Raw genomic sequence first — 24,115 nt, 5'->3', positions numbered from 1 at the left:
AAGCGGGGGTAAGACCCCGTGGAGGGCCGAACCCACCTAGGTTGAAAACTGGGGGGATGACCTGTGGATAGGAGTGAAAGGCCTATCAAACCCGGAGATATCTCGTTCTCCCCGAAATAGCTTTAGGGCTAGCCTCGGACGTTTACCTGCGGAGGTAGAGCACTGAATGATTGCGGGGGCCTCACCGCCTACCAAGATCAATCAAACTCCGAATGCCGTAGGTCCAGAGTCCGGGAGTCAGAACATGTGGGCTAAGCTGTGTGTTCGAAAGGGAAACAGCCCAGACCGCCCGCTAAGGTCCCGAAATCCATGCTAAGTGGCAAAGGATGTGCGTTTGCTCAGACAACCAGGATGTTGGCTTAGAAGCAGCCATTCATTTAAAGAGTGCGTAACAGCTCACTGGTCGAGTGGACATGCGCCGACAATATACGGGGCTAAGCATGGTACCGAAGCGGCGGACCAGACCTAGTCTGGTGGTAGGGGAGCTTTCCGTCTGGGGCGAAGCCGAGGGACGACCCTCGGTGGACCGGCCGGAAGTGAGAATGCTGGCATGAGTAACGAGAGGGGCGTGGAAAACGCCCCCGCCGTAAACCCAAGGTTTCCTGGGCAAGGCTAATCCTCCCAGGGTCAGTCGGGAGCTAAGGCGAGGCCGGAAGGCGTAGCCGATGCACAGCAGGTAGACATTCCTGCACCTCCGACGCGGCGCTATTACCGATGGGGCGACGAAGAAGGGTAGCTCAGCGGGGTTCTGGACGTCCCCGTGATGCCACGTAGGCTGGAAGGTAGTGAAATGCGCCTTCCGCGAAGGCTGAGGTGGCGGACGAAGCGACTGAGTGAAGTGAGTGAGCCCATACTTCCGAGAAAAACCTCTAGGGAGCCGCGAGGAGCCCGTACCGCAAACCGACACAGGTGGGTGGGTAGAACATACCAAGGCGATCGGGAGAACTATGGTTAAGGAACTCGGCAAAATCACCCCGTAACTTCGGGAGAAGGGGTGCCGGCCAGGGTGGAGGGACTCGCTCCCCGAGCCCAGGTCGGCCACAGTAAAGAGGTCCAAACGACTGTTTATCAAAAACACAGGACTCTGCTGAAGTCGTAAGACGACGTATAGGGTCTGACGCCTGCCCGGTGCCGGAAGGTCACGAGGAGCCGTTAGCGCAAGCGAAGCGGCGAATCTAAGCCCCGGTAAACGGCGGCCGTAACTATAACGGTCCTAAGGTAGCGAAATTCCTTGTCGGGTAAGTTCCGACCTGCACGAAAGGCGTAACGATTTGGACGCTGTCTCAACCATAGACCCGGTGAAATTGCACTAGTCGTGAAGATGCGACTTACCCGCGGAAGGACGGAAAGACCCCGTGAACCTTTACTGCAGCTAGACATTGGCTGCCGGTTCGTCGTGTAGAGGATAGGTGGGAGACCGTGAACCAGGGACGCCAGTCTCTGGGGAGTCGCCCTTGGAATACCACCCTCGACGTTCTGGCATCCTAACCCCGCGCCGTGATCCGGGCGGGGGACCGTGTCTGGTGGGTAGTTTGACTGGGGCGGTCGCCTCCTAAAGAGTAACGGAGGCGCACGTAAGGTCTGCTCAGGATGGTCGGCAACCATCCCCCTGAGTGCAAGAGCACAAGCAGGCTTGACTGCGAGACCTACAAGTCGAGCAGGTGGGAAACCAGGTTCTAGTGATCCGGCGGCACAGAGTGGAATGGCCGTCGCTCAACGGATAAAAGGTACTCCGGGGATAACAGGCTGATCTTGCCCAAGAGTCCACATCGACGGCAAGGTTTGGCACCTCGATGTCGGCTCATCGCATCCTGGGGCTGGAGCAGGTCCCAAGGGTATGGCTGTTCGCCATTTAAAGCGGTACGCGAGCTGGGTTCAGAACGTCGTGAGACAGTTCGGTCCCTATCCTCCGTGGGCGTAGGAGAATTGAGGGAGGCTGCCCCTAGTACGAGAGGACCGGGGTGGACGGACCTCCGGTGTACGGGTTGTCAACCTAATGGCACTGCCCGGTAGCTGAGTCCGGTCGGGATAACCGCTGAAAGCATCTAAGCGGGAAGCCCATCCCAAGATGAGTTCTCCTTTCGGTAAGACCCCTTGTAGACCACGAGGCGATAGGCTGCAGGTGTAAGCGCCGCGAGGCGTTCAGCCGAGCAGTACTAATCGGTCGAGCTCTTCCCTTCCATACAATGGCAGGGTCGGGTGCGGTCCCTTGGAGAGGATCGTCCGCGTCGCGCTGTGCGGCCCTGAGGGCACGGCTTGCGTGACCTCACAGTCGAATGCCCCTAGTTGGTCAGCGGCCATGGCAGGGGAGGCACACCCGGTCCCATTCCGAACCCGGAAGTTAAGCCCCCGAGCGCCGATGGTACTGCGGAGTAGTCCGTGGGAGAGCAGGACGCCGCTGACCAACTAGGGGCATTCCCATGTCCCGGGGAGACCCGGGCCCAGGGGGGCGTCCCCGGCACGGTCCGGGGGCGCCCCCTTTTTCTGTTTGCCGATCGACTGCCGATCGGGGCCGTGCTCTTCTCGGCGGCGGGAGGGACGTGCGTGGTGCGGGTGGGGCGTGGCTTGGTCACGTCTGGCCCAAAGTGCGTGTAATTTTGCAAACTGGCCCGTATCTTGGTGAGTTTTTTTGCGAAAAACGCTCATTTTTTATCATATTTGAATACGGATTCCCCAAAAGAAGGTCCAAGGTTTGATGCGTCAAATGAGGGACCTGAGTGTCATTTGGACGTTGGGGGGATCTATGTCTTTCTCGTACCTGTTGGCCAAGCATCCGCTGTCGCTTGACGCCGTCTCGATGGGGGTCGGGGCTGAGTCGCCGCGGCTGTTGAGCGAGAAGGAGCTGGTCGGGCTCTGCCGGGCCGTGCGGGAGTCGCCGGCGCACGTGCTCGTGCTGTGCGCGGAGAGCGGCATGGGGAAGTCGTTCGCGATCAACTGCCTGACCTGCGACGAGCAGGCGCAGGGCGGCGTCGTGTACAACGTGTCGCTCGCGGGGTCGTCGGAGTGCGATGCGCCGGCGCGGCTGACGCGCTTCGCGCGGGACGTGATCGCGCGGGCGGAGGCGCGCGGGCGGCTGGTCGTGACCATCGACGACGTTCCGGCTGGCGACGAGGGCGCCATCGCGCGAGAGGTGCGGGCCATCCGCAAGATCGTGTCGGCGGGGGCCTACGTGGTGATGTCGCTGAGGCCCGAGGCGTCGGCGCTCGCCGAGGCCATCGACGGCGCGACCGTGGTGGGGCCGGCGCGGCTCGCGGCTCGGGCTGGCTCGCCGGACGACGTGGTGACCAAGCTCTCTAACTGCGTACCGCAGCTGGTCGCCGCCATGCGCGAGGACGCCGTGGCGTCGGGGCGGGTGTCGATCTGGGGACGGTCGTACTCGTCGGCGCTGATCCAGGTCATCGGCAGCGCGCTGAGGCCGACGCTTCCGGAGGAGGACCTGCGGCTGAGGCTCGCGATGATCCTGCTGGGGCGCGGGACCCTCGACGACCTGAGGGCCGTGGACCGGCGCATCGACGACGAGATGCTCGCGTGGCTCGAGCGCGAGGCGCCGCTGTTTGGCTGCTCGTGCGCGACGCGCACGTTCTCCGTCGCCGGCGTGGACGACTGCGAGGCGCTGATGGACGTCTACGGGGCGCTCACGGTGCCCTGTGGGCCGCGTCAGACGCTCGTGGCGAGTTGCGCCGAGGTGCTGGCGATGCGCGGCGAATATCGGCGCTCAGGGCTCGTGTGCGGCCTCTGCCCCGACGCGCGCGAGTCGCATGCCCTCGCGCTCGCGTGGGGCACCGAGTACGTGTGCGCGGGGATGCCGAAGGTGGTCTCGAGGGGCATCGAGGCGCGCCACGACATGATCCTGGACGAGGAGATGGGGCTCTTCTCGGATGGGGAGGCAGACGACGGGGCCGATGCGGGCGTCGCGGGCAAGGTTGTCGAGAAGAGCGCGTCCTGGGTCGCGGCCGACGCGCTGAGCGCGTGGGTCCTGGCGGAGCTGTCGGCGAAGGTCGACGAGCTGTCGGACGCGCGCGGGTGTGCGAGGGCGCTGTGCAGCGAGAGTACGGTGCCGACCTGCGCGCTGAGGCGGGCGAAGCTGATCGGGGTGTGTCGGCGGGTGCTCGCGGAGGTGTCCGAGGGCGAGCGGGCGTTCGCGAGCATCGAGGACGACGAGTTCAGCGCGCAGCTCGTGACGCACGCGAGCGTCCTGTGCGAGCTGGCGCGCGGGCGCGTCTCGAGCGCGTTCAAGGAGCTCGTGAACGGCGGGGCGCGAGCCGTGGTGGACGGGCTGCCGTCGGCGTGGCTGAGCGACGACCTCCGCGCGTGCGAGGTGCTCCTGGGCGAGCGCGACCTGCGTCAGGGCGATGCGGACCAGCTGCGCGTGGAGCACGTCTTCAGGACCGTGAGCTCGCGCAGGATCGACCTGTATCGCGCCGCGGAGCACGAGGCGCTCGAGGTGCTCATGGGGCGTCGCGCGACGTTCGGGGCGGGCGAGCGCGCGTCGGGGCGCGCCGCGGAGTACGGCGACGTGCTCGTGGAGGCGGCGCTGCTCTTCGTTGCGGCCATCGCCGACCTGCGAGGCGGCGCGTGCACGAGGGCGTACGTGCGCGCCGAGCGCTCGCGGTCGCGCGCGCTCGCGGCGGGGAGCCCCTTTGTGGCCCAGGCCGCCCTGCTCGTGCAGGTGGGCGCCCGCGCGAGCCTGGGGGAGGACGTGTCGCTCGTGGTCGACGAGATGGAGCGCGGACCCATGCGCGACCTCGCGCGGCTGTTCGAGCGGTCGTTGAGGGCCGACCGGACGCGCCCGGTGCGCCTCGACGCGCTGTCGCGCGGGACGTGCCCGAGGGACGTGCTGTGGGCGCTCAACATGCTCATGTACGACTGCGGCGACGCGTCGCTCGCGTTTCGCGGATCGCTGCCGAGCGCGTGGCGCTCGTTCGCGTGCCACGTGTTCGAGGAGCGGCTGTGCTCGGGCCCCGTGGAGGAGCCGCGCATGCTCGAGGGCGTCGCGGGCGCGGGCGTCGCGGCGTGCGCGGCGGCCGCCGGCGTCGAGGGCGGCGCGCGCTCGACCCGCACGCGGCCGGGGGCAAAGCGCGTGCTCGTCTCGGTGTTGGGGTCCTTCTCGGTGCGGGTGGACGGCGTGCCCGTGGCGTCGAGCGCGCTCACGAAGCGCAAGGCGCGCGACGTGATCACGGCGCTCGCGCTGGCCCGCGGGCACAAGATGGTCAAGCGCGACCTCGTGATGGCGATCTGGGGCGACTGCGACTTCGCGACGGGCTCGCAGCGGCTCTACGAGGCGGTCGCGTCGACGCGCAAGCTGCTGCGCGGCGGCGACACGAAGTCGAACCCCGTGATCAGCAACAGGTACAGCGGGACCGTGGCGCTCGTCTCGGAGGAGATCGCGTTCGACATCGACGAGTTCGAGCGCGCGGCCATGCAGGCGCTCATGAGCGAGGGCGACGACCGCAGGACCGTGCGGTACGCGGTGCAGGCGCACCAGATCTTCGGCGCGGGCGTCGAGGTGGTGCCGGCCGACCTCAACGGCGAGATCGTCTCGCACGTGCAGGAGCTGGCCCTCGCGCACGCCGACGCGTGCCTCGTGGGGTCGCAGGCGGCGCTCAGGGAGGGGAAGGACTACCTGGCCGTGGAGCTCGCGCGTGCCTCGCTCGCCAACGACGAGCTGCGCGAGGACGCCGTGAAGTGCCTGGTGGTCGCCCTCGGCGTGCAGGGCCGCCGCTCCGAGATCGTCGAGCTGTACGAGCGCTACCGCATGCGCCTGCGGGAGCGCTTCGGGCGCGCGCCCGGAAGCGGCCTGGACGACGTGGTGCGCGAGATCCTCAGCGACGGGGAGACGCCGTGGGTGGCGCCGGGAGGGCCCGCCGCGGCGCGCGAGCTGCTGGCCCTCGAGGCGGGCGCCACGGCGTCGAGCCGCGGCCTCTCCGCGCTCGCGTCGGCGGCGGACGACGCGGGCGAGGACGAGGCTCTTCTCGGCGGCGAGGGCGCAGGGGGCGCGGACGCCGCGCAGGAGGGGTCTGGCGCAGGCGAGAAGAGCGCGCGTCCGGCGGCCGGTGCCAGCGGCGGGAAGCGCGTTGGCAAGGGTCGCAAGGCGTCCGCGCCGCGTGCGCGCAAGGCGTCGAAGAGGCACGGGCGCGCGTCAGGCAAGCGCTCGTCCGGCGGGCACGGCCACGGCGGCGGGCGCGTGGCCGGCGGTGCGTCCGCGTGACGCGCCGCTCGGGCTCTCCCGTCTGCCATTTTGGTGGTGTGGGGCCCCATAGGGGTACCTATTGATAAAGTAAGTGCTGCTGAACTGAAAACGTACGCCGCAGCTCAAACGAGTCACGAGACCGGCCGAGGCGGCCGAGCGAATCGCAACTGATGGGGAAACGATATGCCTAACCTGTTTTCACGCCTTCTGTCACGTGGTGCCGACAAGCAGCTCAAGGAGTTCGAGCAGATCACGGCGCAGGTCAACGACCTCGAGCCCAAGTTCCAGGCCATGAGCGACGACGAGCTTCGTGGCCAGACCCAGATCTTCAGGGACCGCTACGCCGCGGGCGAGAGCCTGGACGACCTTCTCCCCGAGGCCTTCGCCGCCATGCGCGAGGCGTCGGTGCGCACCGTGGGCATGCGTCACTTCGACGTCCAGATCATCGGCGCCATCGCGCTGCACCGCGGCATGATCGCCGAGATGAAGACCGGCGAGGGCAAGACGCTCGTCTCGACGCTCGCCGGCTACCTCAACGCGATCGCGGGCGAGGGCGTGCACATCGTCACCGTCAACGACTACCTCGCCAAGCGAGACAGCGAGTGGATGGGCCAGATCTACAAGTTCATGGGCATGAGCGTCGGCCTTCTGCAGAACGGCATGAAGCTCGGCCTCAAGAAGCCCGCCTACGCCGCCGACGTCACGTACGGAACCAACTCCGAGTTCGGCTTCGACTACCTGCGCGACAACATGGTCGGCCGCGCCAACATGCGCGTGCAGCGCGGTCACCACTTCGCCATCGTCGACGAGGTCGACTCGATCCTCATCGACGAGGCCAGGACCCCGCTCATCATCTCCGGTGCGGGCACGAAGTCGGCGAGCACCTACAAGGACTTCGCCCGCGCGGTGCGCGGCCTCACGCCCGAGGTCGACTTCGAGATGGACGAGGCCAAGCACACGATCTCGGCGACCGACAAGGGCCTCAAGAAGATTGAGGCGTCGCTCGGCGTCGACGACATCTACGCCGACATGAGCGGCCAGCTCGTCAACCACCTGCAGCAGGCGCTCAAGGCGCAGTACATGTTCCACCGCGACCAGCAGTACGTCGTGATGGACGGCGAGGTCAAGATCGTCGACGAGTTCACGGGCCGCATCATGGAGGGCAGGCGCTACTCCGAGGGCCTGCACCAGGCGATCGAGGCCAAGGAAGGCGTGTACGTCCGCGAGGAGAACCAGACGCTCGCGACGATCACGCTGCAGAACTACTTCCGCCTCTACGACAAGCTCAGCGGCATGACCGGTACGGCCATGACCGAGGACGCCGAGTTCCGCGAGATCTACAACCTGCCCGTGCAGGCGATCCCGCCCAACAAGCCCGTCATCCGCGTCGACCACGACGACCTCGTGTACCAGTCGATCGAGGCGAAGTTCAACGCCGTCGCCGACGACGTCGCCTCGCGCCACGAGAAGGGCCAGCCGGTCCTGGTGGGCACCGTCTCGATCGAGAGCTCCGACAAGCTGAGCCGCATCCTCGACAAGCGCGGCGTCAAGCACGAGGTCCTGAACGCGAAGTTCCACGAGCGCGAGGCGCAGATCGTCGCGCAGGCGGGCCGCGAGGGCGCCGTCACGATCGCGACCAACATGGCCGGCCGTGGTACGGACATCCTCCTCGGCGGCAACCCCGACGTGCTCGCGACCGACCTCATGCTCGACGACGGGCTCGAGCTCGAGGAGGTCACCGACGAGCAGCGCGCGACGTACCTCGAGCGCGCCAAGGCGATCTGCGAGACCGAGAAGGAGCACGTGCTCGCGGCCGGCGGACTCTGCGTCATCGGCACCGAGCGCCACGAGAGCCGCCGTATCGACAACCAGCTCCGCGGCCGTTCCGGCCGTCAGGGCGACCCCGGCGAGACCCAGTTCTACCTCTCGCTCGACGACGACCTCATGAGGCTCTTCGGCGGCGATCGCATGGACCGCATCGCCCAGATGATGGTCAAGTACGACATGCCCGCCGACATGCCGATCCAGGCGAAGATGGTCACCAAGGCCGTCGAGAACGCCCAGCACAAGGTCGAGGAGATCAACTTCGCGATGCGTAAAAACGTCCTCGACTACGACGACGTCATGAACAAGCAGCGCCAGGTCATCTATGAGGAGAGGAACAAGATCCTCGACGGCAAGGACCTCGTGGACCACATCGAGGGCGTCACGAGCGACACCGTCGCGCGCCGCGTCGACGAGTTCGCGAGCGAGGCCGTCGACGTGGACGACTGGGACCTCAAGGGGCTGCGCAAGTGGGTCGCCGACCTCACGGGCCGCAACGACATGGAGCCCTTCGACGAGGACGCCGACTCCGAGGACATCCGCGAGGCCGTGGACGAGTTCGTCACCCGCTGCTACCGCGAGAAGTCCGAGCGCCTCTCCGACGAGATCATGCACGAGCTCTCCGCCCAGGTCATGCTCCGCGTCATCGACACGCGCTGGATGAGCTACCTGCAGGAGATGGACTACCTCAAGACCGGCATCGGCCTGCGCGGCTTCGGCCAGCGCGACCCGCTCGTCGAGTACAAGACCGAGGCCTACGCCGCGTTCACGGAGCTCGTCAACACCATGTACGAGGACTTCCTCCAGACGATCCTGCGCATCGAGGTGGCCGTCGCGCCGCCCGCGCAGGAGGTAGAGGAGGCCGAGGAGCTTCGCGGCGCCAAGTACTCCGGCCCCGCAGAGGTCGACGGCGACCACGGCCAGAGCGTGACCAGGAGCGCCCGCGCCACGGGTGCGGCGCCGCGCCCGCAGCCCGGCGGCAAGGCCCCCGCCCCCGCCAAGCCGTCCACCTACCGCAAGGCGGACGACCCCGACCCCTACGTCGGCGTCGGCAGGAACGACCCCTGCCCCTGCGGCAGCGGCAAGAAGTTCAAGAACTGTCACGGTAGGAACAGGTAGGATGGCCGAGGTCACGAAGGCCGACATCGAGGCGGCGCGCAGCCGCCTCGATGAGATTGAGGGCTACCTGCACATAGACTCCCGCCGCAAGGAGATCGCCGAGCTGGAGGAGAAGAGCGCGCAGCCCGGGTTCTGGGACGACGCGGAGGCCGCGAGCGCCACGATGGCGCGGCTCACGCGCGCCAAGGAGGACGTCGCCGCCCTCGAGGGCGCGCGCAGCCGCCTGGGCGACGCGGAGGCCGCGCTCGAGCTCGGGCTCGAGATGGAGGACGAGGCTCTTCTCGGCGAGGCTGCCGACGCCCTGGCCGCGCTCGAGCGCGACATGGGCGAGCTCGAGTTGGCCAGCTGGTTCACCGACGAGCTCGACCACGGCGACGCGATCGTCACGATCACGCCCGGCCAGGGCGGGCTCGAGGCGCAGGACTGGTGCGAGATGCTCTTCCACATGTACCAGCGCTACTGCGAGCGCCGCGGCTGGAAGGTCGACGTGAACGACGCGCCGGCCGCCGAGGTCATCGGCATCGACCGCGCGACCTTCACCGTCTCGGGCAAGAACGCCTACGGGATGCTGCGCGCCGAGGCCGGCGTGCACCGCCTCGTGCGCATCTCGCCGACCGACGCGAAGAAGCGCCGCCAGACGACGTTTGCCGGCGTCGAGGTGCTGCCGGTGCTTCCCGACGACATCGAGGTCGAGATCGAGCAGAGCGACCTGCGCATCGACGTCTACCACGCCTCGGGCCCCGGCGGCCAGGGCGTCAACACGACCGACTCGGCCGTGCGCATCACGCATCTGCCCACGGGACTGGTCGTGACCTGCCAGAACGAGCGCAGCCAGCTCCAGAACAAGGCCGCGGCCATGCAGATCCTCAAGAGCCGCCTCTACGAGATGGAGCGCGATCGCCGCGAGAGCGAGCTCGAGGAGCTGCGCGGGCCCAAGCACGAGATCTCGTTCGGCAACCAGATCCGCAACTACGTCCTCTATCCGTTCCAGCTCGTGAAGGACACGCGCACGGGGCTCGAGTGCGGCAACGTCGACTCCGTCCTCAAGGACGGCGACCTCGACGCGTTCGTCATCGCGTACCACCGCTGGAGCTGCGGCGAGGGGGAGTCGTAGGTGAGGGAGACGGGCTTCGAGTGGCGCCGCCTCCTGAAGGAGGCCGCCTACATCCTGGTGGGCTCGCTCGTCTACGCGATCGGCATCGACTGCTTCGAGGCGCCCAACGGCCTGGCAGCCGGCGGCCTGACGGGCCTCGCGACCATCACGTCGGCGATCGCCCAGGCGTCGGGCGTCGTGCTGCCCATCGGTGCGCAGACCATCGCGATGAACGCTCTTCTCCTCGCGTACGTGCTCCTCACCACCCGCGACCGCGACTACGTCGTGCGCAGCATCGCCGGCATCCTCGTGTCGGGCGTCATGTGCGACGTGCTTGCGCCGTTCGTCTCGTCGCCCACCCAGGGCGACCTGCTGCTGTCGGCCATCTGGGGCGGCGTCTTCGTCGGCGTGGGCGTGGGCCTGGTCTTCCGCTCCGGCGGCAACACCGGCGGCGTCGACATCATCGCGCAGCTTCTCGCCAAGGGCACCGGCATGCCGCTCGGCACGCTGAGCGTCATCTGCGACGGCGTCATCGTGCTGCTGTCGATACCGGTCTTCTCGCTGGCCAACGCCCTCTACGCGGGCATCGCGCTCTACATCGGCGGCATCGTGATCGACGCCGTGGTCGACGGCCCGCGCACCGCGCGCGTGGCCTACATCATCTCCGAGCGCCACGCCGAGATCGCCAACGAGATCCTCTACGAGATGGGTCGTGGCTGCACCGAGCTGCAGGCCCGCGGCGTCTGGAGCGGCTCGCCCCGCCCGATGCTCATGTGCGCCCTCGGCCGCACCGAGACCGCGCGCCTCAAGGCGATCGTCGCGCGCGTCGACCCGGACGCGATCATGATCGTCTCCAACGTCCACGAGGCGTTCGGCGAGGGGTTCGGCCAATTCGGCAAAAATGGCCTCTAATCCATAGACAATGTAAACAAATTAGTGCGGTTTTCGTAGTAGTTATGCACCGTTTGCCGACTTCGCATCCGTTATTCTTGTTTCAGAAGCATCCTATAGCTGCGCAATGTATGCGCATAACGTGCGTCCGCGGAAGCTAAACAAGCGCTAAACAGTTCAGGCAGAACTGACCGAGCGCGCGGCCTTCGCGGCGGAGGAGGATGATGGGACACGAGGGGGAGCCGCATGCTGAGCGACCTGCTTGACGAGAAGAGCGTGCGCGTCGGCGTCGCGGCCGACGACTGGCGCTCGGCCGTTCGCGCCTCGCTGCAGCCCCTCGTCGACGACGGCGCCGTCGAGGTCGGCTACGTCGACGACGCGATCGCCGGCGTGGAGGAGCACGGGCCCTACTTCGTCGTGTGCCCGCACGTCGCCCTGCCGCACGCGCGCCCCGAGTCCGGGGCGAGGCGCGCCGCGCTCGGCGTGTGCGTGCTGGCCGAGCCGGTCAGCTTCGGTGCGGGGGAGAACGACCCCGTCAAGTTCCTCTTCCCCCTGAGCGCCACGAGCGCCGACGGTCACCTCGGGGTCCTCGCGGACCTCGTCAACCTGCTGTCCGACGAGCGGTTCCTGCCCGCCCTCGACAGCGCTGAGACGCCAAGTGAAGTTGTGGAGGCAATCCGCACCATCGAAAGGAGCATCTAATGTCCAACACCTACCGCGCCCTCGTCTGCTGCCGCGCCGGCATGGGCTCTTCGGCCATGCTGAAGATCAAGTGCGAGCAGGTCATCAACGAGGAGGGCTACCCCATCAGCTGCGAGCAGGGCAGCCTCGAGGACCTCGCAAAGTTCGACGGCGACCTCGTGATCACCATGAGCGACTTCGCCGAGGAGCTCGCCAAGGAGGGCAAGGTCGCCCACGTCGTCTCGATCCGCAACATCGTGGACAAGAAGGAGATCAAGGGCCAGCTCGACGCCTTCCTCGCCGAGAAGAGCGAGTAGCCGTACCTTGAGCCCGCAGGTGGCTTCGACTTCGGGCGGGCCGGGTGCATGCCACCCGGCCCGCCCTTCTCTTGCAGGGGCAAGCCGCGCGCTTCCCGAGCGCGCGCGGGGCGAGGCCGAAGCTCTTCTCGCCCGCCAGCTGGCCCGTGCGTGACGCCCGCAAATTCGCTCTGTTTTGGCGCGGCGTTTAGGGATAAGGTACGTATGTTGGCGCGCGGCCGAGTCGTCTCGCCGCGCCCGGCGAATGTGCGATCGGATATTCCACAAGAAGGGGAGACGAATGAAGTTCTTTATCGACACCGCCGACCTCGACGAGATTCGCGAGGCTGCGAGCTGGGGCGTCCTCTCGGGCGTCACCACGAACCCGAGCCTCTACGCCAAGACGGGCGGCAAGCTCGCTGACTTCGAGGACCACATGGTCAAGATCTGCGAGATCTGCGAGGGGCTGCCCGTCTCCGCCGAGTCCACCGCCGAGACGACCGAGGAGATGATCGCCGAGGGCAAGAGGCTCGCCGCGCTCGCCCCCAACATCGTCGTCAAGCTGCCGATCTGCGAGGAGAGCCTCCCCGCGTGCCACGCGCTCGCCGCCGAGGGCATCCGCGTCAACATGACGCTCGTCTTCTCCGCGCCCCAGGCCCTGCTCGCCGCCCGCGCCGGCGCCCGCTACATCTCGCCGTTCGTCGGCCGCTTCGATGACATCGGAGACGACGGCCTCGCCCAGCTCGAGACCGTGATCAACGCCGTCCAGAACTTCGACTACGGCTACTGGGACAGCGAGGGCGGCCCCGAGATCATCACCGCCTCCGTCCGCACCCCGAACCACGTCACGCAGGCCGCCCTCATGGGCGCCGACATCGCGACGGTGCCGTTCGCCGCGCTCAAGAAGTGCGTGCACCACCCGCTGACCGACCAGGGCCTCGAGAAGTTCGCGGCCGACTGGAAGAAGGTCGTCGAGGGCTAATGCCCGCCGACAGAATCGCGCGAGGGGGCGTGGCCGGCATCGGTCGCGCCCCCTTTCGTACCACTTGCTCTGGTTTCTTTGCGCACGGTGCGGCGGCGCAGGATGAAGCCGCATGAACGGGGTATGATATAGCAACTGTCAGTTTCGCTATTCGAATGAAGGAGCTCTTGTGGCAAACCACTTTCGCAGCAGCGAGCGGCAGGGGGACGAGGGCCAGGCCTTCCAGCCGGTGCCCCCGCGCCAGGAGGATCCGAACGCGGGCGTGAATGACCCCGCCGCGGGTGCCGACTACGCCGGCGCCTCGCACTTCGCCGCGCCCGAGGCCTACCAGGCCGAGGCTCGCGAGCCGCAGGCCGCGCCCGCACCCGCGCAGCAGTCCTCCATGGTCGTCTCGAACGCGCCCGAGTCCGCCGAGCTCACCGCTCAGCAGGGCTACACGAGCGTGTTCGCCCCCCTGCGGGACGATGGGCAGGCCCCCGTGCCTCACACGGGCAAGCCGACCATCTCGCTCAGAAACGCAACACTCGTCTACCCGGCCCAGCCCAACAAGCCCGCCCTCGAGGACGTCAGCCTCGACATCTACCCGGGCGAGTTCGTCTTCGTCGTCGGCCACTCCGGCTCCGGCAAGTCGACCTTCCTCAAGCTCCTCACGCGCGAGCTTCGCGCCACGAGCGGCCAGGTGATCGTCGCGGGCCAGGAGCTCACCAAGCTCCGCAACCGCAAGGTCCCGTACCTCCGCCGCCAGATCGGCACGGTCTACCAGGACTTCAAGCTGCTCCCGGACAAGACGGTCTACGAGAACGTCGCCTTCGCGCTCGAGTGCATCGGCAAGCCCCGCGCCGTCATCAAGACGCAGGTCCCCGAGACGCTGCGCCTCGTCGGCCTCGCCGAGAAGATGGACAACTACCCCGACCAGCTCTCCGGTGGCGAGCAGCAGCGCGTCTCCGTCGCCCGCGCGATGGTGAACCGCCCGCCCCTGCTCGTCTGCGACGAGCCCACGGGTAACCTCGACCCGGCCATCTCGCTCGGCATCATGAGGCTGCTCGACCGCATTAACCGCACCGGCACGACGGTGGTCATGGCCACCCACGACCGCGAGATGGTCGACTCGATGCGCAAGCGCGTCGTCGCCCTCGAGGCCGGCCACATCGTGCGCGACCAGGAGAGGGGAGGCTACGGTTACTATGGTGCCATCTAACGTCGGTTACTCCCTGCGCGAGGCCGGACGCCACTTCCGCAGGAACTGGTCCACGGTCCTCGGCGCAATCGTCACCATCTTCCTCTCGCTGTTCGTGATCGGCCTGTTCGTCATCGGCTCGGTCATGGTCTCGCGCCTCGTCGGCAACGTCGAGGAGCGCGTCACGATCCAGGCCTTCATCGCCGACGACGCGAAGAAGGAGTCGGTCGACGCCCTGCAGCAGAAGATCCGCGGCTGGAACGCCGTCGAGTCCGTCGACTACAAGAGCAAGGAGCAGGCGCTCAACGAGTACAAGGAGACGATGAGCAACCGCAACGCCGCGGACGCCGTCGCCGCCCTCGATGGCGAGAACCCCGTTCCCGCCTCGCTCGTGGTCAACCTGTCCGACCCGAAGAGCGTCGAGTCCGTCGCCAACCAGCTGATCGGCGACGCAGACTTCGGCAAGATCTGCGACGACCCGTCCAACCCCACCGCCTCGGTCCAGTACGGCCGCGAGACCGTGGAGAGGCTCTTCTCGGTCACCTACATCATCCGCATCGCCGCGCTCGTGCTCGTCGCGCTGCTCGCGTTCATCGCGTTCGTGTTCATCAACAACACGATTCGCCTGGCCATCGCCGCGCGTCGCCGCGAGATCGCGATCATGCGCCTCGTCGGCGCGTCGAACGGCTTCATCCGCGGGCCGTTCGTCACCGAGGGCCTGCTCGAGGCCCTCATCGGCTCGCTGCTTGCCGTGGTGGTGCTCCACCTCGGCATGGTCGTGGCCATCCCCAGGCTGCAGAACAGCCTGCAGTTCCTGTCGTTCGAGCTGCCCGTCCACGTGCTCGTCGGCACCTACGCCGCGCTCGTGGTCATCGGCATGCTCATCGGCCTGTTCGGCTCCATGATCGCCATGAGGCGCTATCTCAAGGTCTAGCGGTCGAGAAGAGCTCATTCGTCGGGGCGGCGTGGCCACGGGTCGCGCCGCCCCTTCTCGTTGAAGGGGTGTTGCATGGGAAGGAAGCGCTCCCGGGGCCGCTCGCGCGGCCCGCGCTCGCACACGCGCAGGCGCCCGCAGACCATGGAGGGGACCATCCGCGTGCTGCGGCCCGGCGTCGCCGAGGTCGCGTGCGCCGAGGGCACCTTCCCGGTCGCGCGCGGCGGCATCCGCGAGGCCATGGACGCCGACCGCGTCCGCGTCTCGCTCGTCTCGCGCTCCGGGACCCAGATGGCCGTCGTCCAGGGCGTCATCGAGCGTGCGACGTCGTCGTTCCTCGGCACCTACCACGACCTCGACCCGCTGGGCGTGGTGGTCGCCCTCGACCGTCGCATGCAGCATGACTTCTTCGTCACGCCCGGCGACACGAGCGTCGAGCGCCTCGGCGTGGGCGAGGGCGACGTCGTGGTCGCGCGCGTGCTGGAGTATCCCACGCGCAAGAGCGCCGGCGTCGTGACCATCGACGCGCGCCGCGGAGCGGCCGACGAGCTCGACCTCGCCGTCGAGTCGATCGTCGCCTCGAGCGGCCTTGCCACCGAGTTTGGCGAGGCGGCGCTGGCCGAGGCCGACGCTCTTCTCGACGACGTCACGGAGACCATCGGGCGCGAGACGGGCCGCCGCGACCTGCGCGGCGCGGTCGCGCTCACCGTCGACCCGACCGACGCGCGCGACTTCGACGACGCCGTGTCGGCGCGGCGCACCGACGACGGCTTCGAGCTCGAGGTCCACATCGCCGACGTCGCCCACTACGTCGCGCCCGGCGGCGCCATCGACAACGAGGCCCGCCGCCGGACCTGCTCGACCTACCTGGTCGACCGCGTGATCCCGATGCTGCCCGAGCGCCTCTCGTGCGACCTGTGCTCGCTGCGCCCCGGCGTCGACCGCCTGACCATGTCCGTCGCGCTCACGCTCGACGAGCGCGGCGAGCTGACGGGCGCCGAGGCCTTCCCGGCCGCGATCCGCTCGCGCGCGCGGCTCGACTACGACACCGTCGACGCGCTCCTCTCGGGCGAGGTCGACGACCTGGCGCTCCCCGTCGCCTGCGACGCCGCGGCCGACCCCGAGGCCGACCCCGACGACGCCGCCGAGGCCGAGAAGAGCCTGGCGCTCGCGGTCGCGGACACCCTGCGGGTGCTCGACGAGGTCGCGCGCCTGAGGGCGAAGGTGCGCGCGGGCCGCGGCGCGATCGACTTCGACACCCGCGAGGCCAAGGTCGTGCTCGACGAGAGCGGCGCGCCCACGGGCGTGCGCGTGCGAGAGAAGACGCGCGCGACGAGCCTGATCGAGGAGGCGATGCTCCTTGCCAACGAGGCCGTGGCCGGCATGCTCGCCGCGGCCGAGGCGCCCGCCGCCTTCCGCGTGCACGAGCGCCCCGCGCCCGACGACCTCGCCGCGACGCTGCCGATCCTGGGCGAGCTCGGCGTCTGCCGCGGGCGCCGCCGCGACGCCATTGTGGCCGGTGACCCCCATGCGATCCGCGCGGCGCTTGCCGACGCCCGGGGCACGGCCGGCGAGTTTCTCGTCAACTCGGTGCTCCTGCGCGCGCAGAAGCGCGCCGTCTACCTGCCGAGAAACGACGGCCACTACGCGCTGGGCGCGAAGGCCTACTGCCACTTCACCTCTCCCATCAGGCGCTACCCCGACCTCATCGTGCACCGCTCGCTCGCGGCGCTCGTCGCCGGGAGGGCGCGCTGCAAGGCGCAGCAGGAGCTCGCGCGCGACCTGCCGCAGCTCTGCCGCACCTGCTCCGAGCAGGAACGCGTGGCCGACCGCGCGGCGCGCGACTCGCAGAAGGTCAAGATGGCCGAGCTCTACCGCGAGCGCATCGGCGAGAGCTTCTCGGGCGTGGTCGTGGGCTGCGAGCGCTTCGGCCTCTTCGTAATGCTCGACGACACCTGCGCCGAGGGGCTCGTCCCCACGCGCGCCCTCGGCGACGAGTGGTTCTACTTCGACGAGAGCCGCCTCATGCTGATAGGGGAGGAGTCCGGCCGCTCGTGGCAGCCGGGCAAGCGCGTCGCCGTGACCGTGACGGGCGCCAACCCCGCGCGCGGTCAGATCGACTTCGCGCTCGCCGACGGCCGCGCCTAGGCGCCGCGCCTGCGCCGGCGCCCGCCGCAGCCGCCCAGCCCATGGGCGTTGCGTGGTGGGCGCATCGCGCGCGCATGGGCGGGGTAGGCTAGACTCTGTTGAAGACGACACCCGCGGCGCCCGCGCGCCGCTTGACACACGACGTGCGCGCCCGGCGCGCTGGAGGACACATGAGCGACACCAACCTGACCGACGAGCTGGCCCACGGCGAGGCCCTTCTCATCGAGGGCATGGCCGACGAGGCCCAGGAGCTCTTCGCCCGCCTTGCGGAGGACGCCGAGGAGTACGTCGACCGCAACTGCCCCACGACCGACGCGGTCCAGTGGTTCAGCTTCCCGACGCTCTTCGAGCGCCTCGCGTACCGCCGCGTCGAGGGCGATCCCCGCGACCTGCGCGACGTGGGCGAGCCGCTCGACCGTCTCTACGGCGACCTTGCGCTCGCGGCCGTCCGCAACGGCGACTACGACGGCGCCATGGCCGCCCTGCGCCAGGCCGTCCGCTGGAACCCCATGGGCTGCGAGTGGCGCCTCAACCTCGCCGACCTCTACCGCATCAAGGGCGACCCCAACGAGTACCTCGCGCTGACCTTCTCGGTCTTCTCCCGCGCGAGCGACGCGCGCCACCTCGTGCGCGCCTTCACCAACTTCTCCGAGTACTTCCTCGTTGCCGAGAAGAGCGCCGCCGCGGCCGCCGCCCTGCGCGTGGCCCGCAGGTTCGGCCTGCCCGACGCCCAGCTCGACGCCGCGCTCGACCTCGCGACCGAGACCGACCATGACCCCGACACGGTCACCGACGACGAGGCGCGCGACCTTCTCGCCGCAGAGGGTCTGCCTGACGGCGCCAACGCCGAGGTCGCGGTCTGCCTTCTGATGTGCGCGACCGACGCCGCGGCCGAGGGCGACCGCAACACGGCCACGAACCTGACCGTGCGCGCCCGCGACCTCGTGGGCGACGAGGCCTGCAAGGCGCTCATCAAGCTCATGCGCGAGAGCGACGCCGAGATGGCCGAGGCCGCCGACGACGCCAGCGAGGGGGACGGCGCCGATGCCTAAGCGCGAGAAGAAGCTCATCGCCAAGAACCGCACCGCCCGCCACGAGTACGAGATCCTCGAGACCTATGAGGCTGGCATCGTGCTCACGGGCACCGAGGTCAAGAGCGTGCGCGAGCGCGCCGCGCAGATCACGGACGCCTTCTGCATCGTACGCGGCGGCGAGGTCTGGCTGCTCAACACGCACATCCACCCGTACTCGCACGGCAGCGTCTGGAACGTCGACCCCGACCGCCGCCGCAAGCTGCTCCTGCACCGTCGCCAGATCGACACGCTCGAGGGCAAGCTCCGCAACAAGGGCCTCTCGCTCGTGGCGCTCGAGATCTACTTCGACGACCACAACCGCGTGAAGGTGCTGCTCGGCCTCGGCCGCGGCAAGAAGCTCTACGACAAGCGCGCCGACCTGAAGAAGCGTCAGGTCGACCGCGACGTCCAGCGCGCCCTCAAGGAGCGCAGCCGCTAGCGCCGCGCCTGGCCCCGCCTGCCACCGACGCTTTCCGCCCGCGTACCGCCCACGGCCCGCACGTGCTCTTCTCGGCATCTATGGTGATGAGAAGAGCGGGCAACCTAGGGAGGCTGTCGTGGACAAGAGCGCACTGTTTACCTTCTCCAGCGGGCTGTATGTCGTGTCCGCGTCTGACGGCGAGCGCCAGAGCGGGTGCGTCGTCAACACCGGCCTGCAGCTCACGAGCGAGCCGCTGCAGGTCATGGTGGCCGTCAACAAGGGCAACTTCACCGAGCAGGTGATCGAGTCGGCCGGCCACTTCGCGCTGACGCCGCTCACGCAGGAGGCCGACATGGTCCACATCGGACGCTTCGGCTTCCGCACCGGCGCCGACTTCGACAAGTACCCCGAGCCCGTGCGCCGCACCTCGCTGGGAGACCCCTATGAGGAGAAGTGCGCCGCGGCCGTGCTCACGTGCTCCGTGCGCCAGACGCTCGACGTCGGCACGCACGTCGTGTTCGTCGGCGAGGTCGTCGACGCCGAGGTCCTCTCGAAGGCGGAGCCGCTGACCTACGCGTACTACCACAGCGTTCTTAAGGGCAAGACGCCCCCGAAGGCATCGTCGTTCGTGGGCTAGGCGGGCGCGCCCGCAGGAGGGCGCGCATCACAAGCGAAAGGGGAGGCACCATGGCCGAGGAGAGCAAGACCTACAAGTTCGTGTGCACCATTTGCGGCCACGAGGTCGAGGTTGACACGCCCGAGCTGCCCGAGGACTTCGTCTGTCCCGTGTGCGGCGTCGGTCCCGAGAACTTCGAGCCCGCGGAGGACTAGCGCCTTCGCCCAGATCCCATCCCGTGGCGCCCGCGTGCGCGCGGCGCGTTACGGTTGTGTGCAGGACGGGCCCAGGTGGCCGTCGCGGCGTACAATTGTCGCGACGGCCAACTTCTTTGGGGGATGAGCGTGGGAATCCGTCGCGCACTTCAGACATCGGAATCGATAGAGCTCGCGGCACTGCTCGCCGTGTCCGGCGGCCTGATGGACGCCTACTCGTTCCTCTTCCGCGGCCGCGTCTTCGCCAACGCGCAGACCGGTAACATCGTCCTCCTCAGCATCCAGCTCGCCGACGGCAACTGGGGCGAGGCCAGCCGCTACGCCCTGCCGTTCCTCTGCTACGTGTGCGGCCTCGTCGTGGCGCACGTGGTCTGCCTGCACTCGCGCAACCTCACCACGCACTGGCGCCAGCTCAGCCTCATGCTCGAGATCTGCATCCTCGCCTCGGTCGCCTTCGTCCCCTCCTCGCACGACTGGCTCGCCAACGCCCTCACGTCGCTCGCCTGCGGCATCCAGGTCCAGAGCTTCCGCAAGGTCCACGGCCGCCCGATCGCCACGACCATGTGCATGGGCAACACCCGCCAGGCCGTGCAGGAGCTCGTCGACTTCGTCCACCGCCGCGAGCCGCGCGCCCTCGAAAGCTCGCTGCTCCACTTCGGCACCGTCTTCGCCTTCGCGACCGGCGCGGTCATCGGCTCGCGCATGGTCGCCCTCTTCGGCCAGCACGCCATCCTCGTAAGCGTCGCCCTGCTCGTCGTCGCGGCCCTCATCCTGTTCTGGGACCGCGAGGAGCACACCGCGGCCGCCGCCGAGAGGAGATACCTCCGCGAGCGCCGCCGCCACAGGTCTTAGCGACCTCCCCCGACCCCGCAAACACCGCCGAGAAGAGCCTGCCCCATGCCCCTGGTCTCACTTTCGCATGTGGGCGCGTCGTGTGCTGACGCCCGGCTGACGAGCGTCGCGTGACATGTGCACGCCAAGACGGGTACACTACCCTTGCCGATGGGCGGGCCAGCCCGCGCTCGGCCGCAACTTGACATTCGCATGGTGGCAGTGGGCCCCACAACCTCATGGGGGCGACTGGTTTCGACAGGGTAGTGCTGAGGTGGGCAGCAAGCCGTGGTCTCCTCGCCACGTAAAACAGGGGTACCGTCAAATTTAATTGACAACAACAACTCTTTTGAGGCTATGCCTCTCGCCGCATAAGATAAGTCGGCGCGTCTAAGCGGGGATTGCTCCCGCACCCGTGGTGACGTCATTTTAGGGAGATGCACCTTCGGACGTGGTTGGTATGCCGAAGGCTAAGCCCGAACCAACTGGGACGCCGAGCGCGTGTCGCAGTGTGCGACGCGTCCGAGATTCAATCTGCGACTGAGCTTGGAGACACCTGCCAGGGTTCTGCTTTGGACCGGAGTTCGATTCTCCGCGCCTCCACCTATGTGATGGACGTCGGGTCCGCCCTCGGGCGGACCCGACTTTTTTTGTGTGGCGTGCCGACGCGCGGCCGTGACGTACCCGAGCGCTACCACGAGCAGCGGAAGGCCACCACGTTGGCGTCTCCGTCGCGCAGATAGCTCAGGTCGTCGGTGCTCTTCTTGACCATGAGGATGCCAAGTCCGCCGATCTTCGCGGAGCCGATGGATTCCGGCGCGGTTGGGTCGCTCTGGTCGAGCGGGTCGAAGGGTGTGCCCCAGTCGGTGACGCTCACCGTTATGGAGTTGGGGTTGGCGTTGAAGACGTAGTCGACCTGTACCTTGCCCGGACCGTCCTGCTCGGCGTAGGCGTGCTTGCAGACGTTCACGAACAGCTCCTCGAGTGCGATGTCGACCTTGTGCTGGACCGTGATGGGGCAGTAGCGCGACGTGAGCTCCCTGCGCACGAGGTCGATCGCGGCGTCCGCGTTGTCCGTAGTGGCGTCGAGCGAGATCGAGCCGGTGGCCTCGGGCTGCGCGCCGTACTCGATCGAGAGCATCGTGATGTCGTCGGACTGCTCGGCGCCCTTGGCCCAGGTGCGCAGCTCTGCGCGCATCGCGTCCACGAGCGCGTGCGGGTGCAGGTCGGCGTGGTCGGCGAGGAACGCCTCGACGCGGTCGTCGCCGTACTGCTCCTCGGTTGCCGAGAAGGCCTCGTTGACGCCGTCCGTGTAGAGGAAGAGCTCGTCTCCCTTCACCAGCGTTACGGTCTCCTCGTGGTACTTTGCCGTCTCGAAGGTCCCGAGGAAGAGGCCGCTGCGTGCCTTGAGCCACTCCCACGAGCCCTTGTGGCGCAAAAGCGGCGGGTTGTGGCCGGCGTTCACGTAGGTGAGCTTGCCGGTCTTGTAGTCGAGGATGGCGGTCCAGACCGTGACGAACATGCCGGCGTCGTTGCCCTGGCACAGATGCCAGTTGGCCGTCTGCATCGCGATGCCCAGGGCCATGCCCGCGCGGATGTTGCTGGCGATCTCGGTCTTGGCGGCCATCATGAACAGCGATGCCGGGATGCCCTTGCCGGAGACGTCTGCGATGAGGAGGCAGACGCGGTCGTCGTCAAGCAGGAAGAAGTCGTAGAAGTCGCCGCCGACCTCGCGCGCCGCGTTCATCGACGCGTAGATGTCGAAGGCGTCGACCTCGGGGAAGGGCGGGAAGGACCTGGGCAGCGCCGACTCCTGGATCGCCTTGGCCGTGGCGAGGTCGCGGTCGTTGCGCGCCGCCTCGGTCGCGATGGCGTCGCGCAGGGTGCCAACGGTCGCGTTGATGCCGTCGGACAGACGTGCGAACTCGACCGTGTCACGCACCTTGACGCTCTGGTCGAGCTCGCCCTCGGTGATGCGGCCAAGCACCTCGTTGGTCTGGTCGATGTCGCGAACGACCACGTTCTTAAGCAAGAGCGACGCCTGTGCGTACACGGCCGCGAACAGCGCGAGGAACACGCCCGAGACGACCAGTACGATCACGGGCCGCCACTGGTACACCTCCGCCTGGGGCAGCGCGACCATGATCTGGTAGGACCCCTGGCGCGAGACGCGCAGGTAGCTCAGCTCCGAGACGCGCAGGTAGCCCAGCTCGCTGCCGCTCATGTACCACGTCGAGGAGCGATTGGCGTCGTAGAGGGACTGGTCGAACCCACGCAGGAACCCTGCACCGACCACGTCGGTGAAGCCCTTGCCGATCATCGACGCGTCGCTGGAGGAGACCACGACGTCGTCCTCGGCGACCGCGCTCACACCGCGCTCGCCCAGGGGCAGGCCGAGCGCGACGCCGCTCACGCTGCTTGCGTGCAGGTCATTCGCCTTCTGCTCGGAGAGGTCGCCGCGCCTCTGCAGGCCGCCGATCAGGTCGTCGCGCTCCTTGAGCTGCCCGGAGAGGTAGTTGATCTGGGACTGCATCTGGGACTCGGCGCCGTTTCGGCACACGATGGAGACGACCGTGTAGGTTCCCGCCGCGCACAGAAGGTACGCCGCGCACATCACGGCGAACAGCCAGCCCTGGAAGCGCCTGCTCAGCGTACGCTCCTCGGCGGAGCTCTCCCTCTTGTACCAGAGCGTCGCAAACGCCATCACGAGTAGCGCCATGAGGCCGAAGTTTGCAACCACCTGCGAGACGAGCTCCTTGTTGCCCGCGAGGTCGCTCATGATGTTGGAGGGGATCTCGATGTTGACGAGCGCGTTGATGATGTTTGCGGAGATCGAGAAGAGCAGGGTGAAGAGGGCGGACCCGATCGCGCACGCGACGACGAGCGCAAGGACGCCCTTCCAGTTCTTGTCGTACTCCCTATTGCAGGCCACTGCGTACATGAGCCCCATGACGAGACCGATGACCGCGAAGAGCAGTACGGAGTTTACCGGCGTCGCGAAGTACTGCTCGTACGCGTCAAGGGGGAGGAGCGTGGCGTGCAGCCACTCGGCGGCGCCCGCAATCGCGCCCACGAGGGCTCCCGCCTTGGGGCCGGCGAGAAGGGCGCACGCCGTGATGGGTGCGAGCACGGCGATGAGGTGCGCGTCGCCCACGACGAAGTAGTTCGTCTGTGTGGCGACCATCGCGGCCGAGAGCAGCGCAAGTATCGCGATGACCGTTTTGCGCACCATCTGGTCGTCGTCTGCCATGAGTCCGCGCCACGAAATGAGTCGCTGCCGTGCGTCCCGTCTCTTCTCCATGGGCCGCCCCTTTTCTTTCAACCGTGATGCCATCTGGCCGGCGTCAGGCGTCCTGACCTCGCAGATTACTCACACAACCTTACATGGAGGACGTGTGCCTGCTCAAGGGCGCGTGGCGTCACGAGGGCGGATTGGGGCGTCAGCGGGCGCGCCGCCTAGACCTCGTCGCGAATCTCGACGTCGGGTCCGCCCTCGGGCGGACCCGACTTTTTGTTCGCCGACGCCGTGCCTGACGCCCGCCGCCAGCCACCAACCCGCCCCCGCCGCCTGCGCCCGCATGCCGCGCGCGCGTCGACGCGCCGCCCCGGAGCCCCTCGCCGGTG

General features: G+C 67.9%; 16 protein-coding genes, 2 rRNA genes and 1 other RNA gene (1 of these 19 running past the window's edge). 18 read left to right on the top strand and 1 reads right to left on the bottom strand.

Annotated features, from left to right (window positions below; all coding sequences use genetic code 11):
- The 18 genes from M5D76_RS01000 to ssrA all read left to right on the top strand — a co-directional run.
- Positions 1 to 2,180: ribosomal RNA gene (locus tag M5D76_RS01000) — 23S ribosomal RNA — on the top strand (it extends 756 nt beyond the left edge of the window).
- 109 nt (positions 2,181 to 2,289) lie between these two features.
- Positions 2,290 to 2,404 (top strand): 5S ribosomal RNA (rrf, locus tag M5D76_RS00995).
- A 339-nt stretch (positions 2,405 to 2,743) separates the two neighbouring features.
- Positions 2,744 to 6,208: an AfsR/SARP family transcriptional regulator gene (locus M5D76_RS00990; protein ID WP_248921551.1), complete on the top strand. Its 3,465-nt coding sequence runs from the start codon at positions 2,744 to 2,746 to the stop codon at positions 6,206 to 6,208.
- Positions 6,209 to 6,373: 165 nt separating this feature from the next.
- Positions 6,374 to 9,133 carry a preprotein translocase subunit SecA gene (gene secA / locus M5D76_RS00985; protein ID WP_248921550.1) on the top strand — a complete coding sequence of 920 codons (2,760 nt, stop codon included), beginning with the start codon at positions 6,374 to 6,376 and terminating at the stop codon, positions 9,131 to 9,133.
- Position 9,134: 1 nt separating this feature from the next.
- Positions 9,135 to 10,247 carry a peptide chain release factor 2 gene (gene prfB, locus M5D76_RS00980; protein ID WP_248921549.1) on the top strand — a complete coding sequence of 371 codons (1,113 nt, stop codon included), beginning with the start codon at positions 9,135 to 9,137 and terminating at the stop codon, positions 10,245 to 10,247.
- Positions 10,248 to 11,138 (top strand): YitT family protein, encoded by an 891-nt coding sequence (locus M5D76_RS00975; RefSeq protein WP_248921548.1) that lies wholly within the window; start codon positions 10,248 to 10,250, stop codon positions 11,136 to 11,138.
- A 225-nt stretch (positions 11,139 to 11,363) separates the two neighbouring features.
- The gene (locus M5D76_RS00970; RefSeq protein ID WP_248921547.1) at positions 11,364 to 11,819 is read left to right on the top strand and encodes a PTS sugar transporter subunit IIA; all 456 of its coding nucleotides are present in this window, start codon (positions 11,364 to 11,366) and stop codon (positions 11,817 to 11,819) included.
- Positions 11,819 to 12,115 carry a PTS sugar transporter subunit IIB gene (locus M5D76_RS00965; RefSeq protein ID WP_248921546.1) on the top strand — a complete coding sequence of 99 codons (297 nt, stop codon included), beginning with the start codon at positions 11,819 to 11,821 and terminating at the stop codon, positions 12,113 to 12,115. Before M5D76_RS00970 ends, M5D76_RS00965 begins: the two co-directional genes overlap by 1 nt.
- Positions 12,116 to 12,395: 280 nt before the next feature.
- On the top strand, positions 12,396 to 13,076 hold the full coding sequence (gene fsa, locus M5D76_RS00960; RefSeq protein WP_248921545.1) for a fructose-6-phosphate aldolase: 681 nt from the start codon (positions 12,396 to 12,398) through the stop codon (positions 13,074 to 13,076).
- 169 nt (positions 13,077 to 13,245) lie between these two features.
- The gene (gene ftsE, locus M5D76_RS00955; RefSeq protein ID WP_248921544.1) at positions 13,246 to 14,274 is read left to right on the top strand and encodes a cell division ATP-binding protein FtsE; all 1,029 of its coding nucleotides are present in this window, start codon (positions 13,246 to 13,248) and stop codon (positions 14,272 to 14,274) included.
- Entirely contained in the window at positions 14,261 to 15,187 is a 927-nt protein-coding gene (gene ftsX, locus M5D76_RS00950) for a permease-like cell division protein FtsX (protein WP_248921543.1), read from the top strand. Before ftsE ends, ftsX begins: the two co-directional genes overlap by 14 nt.
- Positions 15,188 to 15,262: 75 nt before the next feature.
- A complete protein-coding gene (locus tag M5D76_RS00945) occupies positions 15,263 to 17,335 on the top strand; it encodes a ribonuclease R family protein (protein WP_248921542.1) in 2,073 nt (690 codons plus the stop codon).
- Positions 17,336 to 17,505: 170 nt separating this feature from the next.
- Complete coding sequence (locus M5D76_RS00940) at positions 17,506 to 18,387, top strand: tetratricopeptide repeat protein (protein WP_248921541.1); 882 nt, start codon at positions 17,506 to 17,508, stop codon at positions 18,385 to 18,387.
- Complete coding sequence (gene smpB, locus M5D76_RS00935) at positions 18,380 to 18,847, top strand: SsrA-binding protein SmpB (RefSeq protein WP_248921540.1); 468 nt, start codon at positions 18,380 to 18,382, stop codon at positions 18,845 to 18,847. Before M5D76_RS00940 ends, smpB begins: the two co-directional genes overlap by 8 nt.
- A gap of 118 nt (positions 18,848 to 18,965) precedes the next feature.
- Positions 18,966 to 19,466 (top strand): flavin reductase family protein, encoded by a 501-nt coding sequence (locus M5D76_RS00930; RefSeq protein ID WP_248921539.1) that lies wholly within the window; start codon positions 18,966 to 18,968, stop codon positions 19,464 to 19,466.
- A 50-nt stretch (positions 19,467 to 19,516) separates the two neighbouring features.
- Positions 19,517 to 19,660, top strand: a complete 144-nt coding sequence (locus M5D76_RS00925; protein WP_248921538.1) for a rubredoxin-like domain-containing protein — start codon at positions 19,517 to 19,519, stop codon at positions 19,658 to 19,660.
- 129 nt (positions 19,661 to 19,789) lie between these two features.
- Positions 19,790 to 20,512, top strand: a complete 723-nt coding sequence (locus tag M5D76_RS00920) for a YoaK family protein (RefSeq protein ID WP_248921537.1) — start codon at positions 19,790 to 19,792, stop codon at positions 20,510 to 20,512.
- A 220-nt stretch (positions 20,513 to 20,732) separates the two neighbouring features.
- Positions 20,733 to 21,097, top strand: a transfer-messenger RNA (tmRNA) gene (gene ssrA, locus M5D76_RS00915).
- 85 nt (positions 21,098 to 21,182) lie between these two features.
- Here ssrA and M5D76_RS00910 read toward each other — a convergent pair.
- Positions 21,183 to 23,741: a SpoIIE family protein phosphatase gene (locus M5D76_RS00910; RefSeq protein WP_248921536.1), complete on the bottom strand. Its 2,559-nt coding sequence runs from the start codon at positions 23,739 to 23,741 to the stop codon at positions 21,183 to 21,185.
- Positions 23,742 to 24,115 lie beyond the last annotated feature (374 nt).

The sequence above is a fragment of the Olsenella intestinalis genome (assembly GCF_023276655.1).
Classification (GTDB): Bacteria; Actinomycetota; Coriobacteriia; order Coriobacteriales; family Atopobiaceae; genus Olsenella_J; species Olsenella_J intestinalis.
Note: the sequence above shows the minus strand (reverse complement) of the source record. Positions and strands in the feature narration are given on the sequence as shown.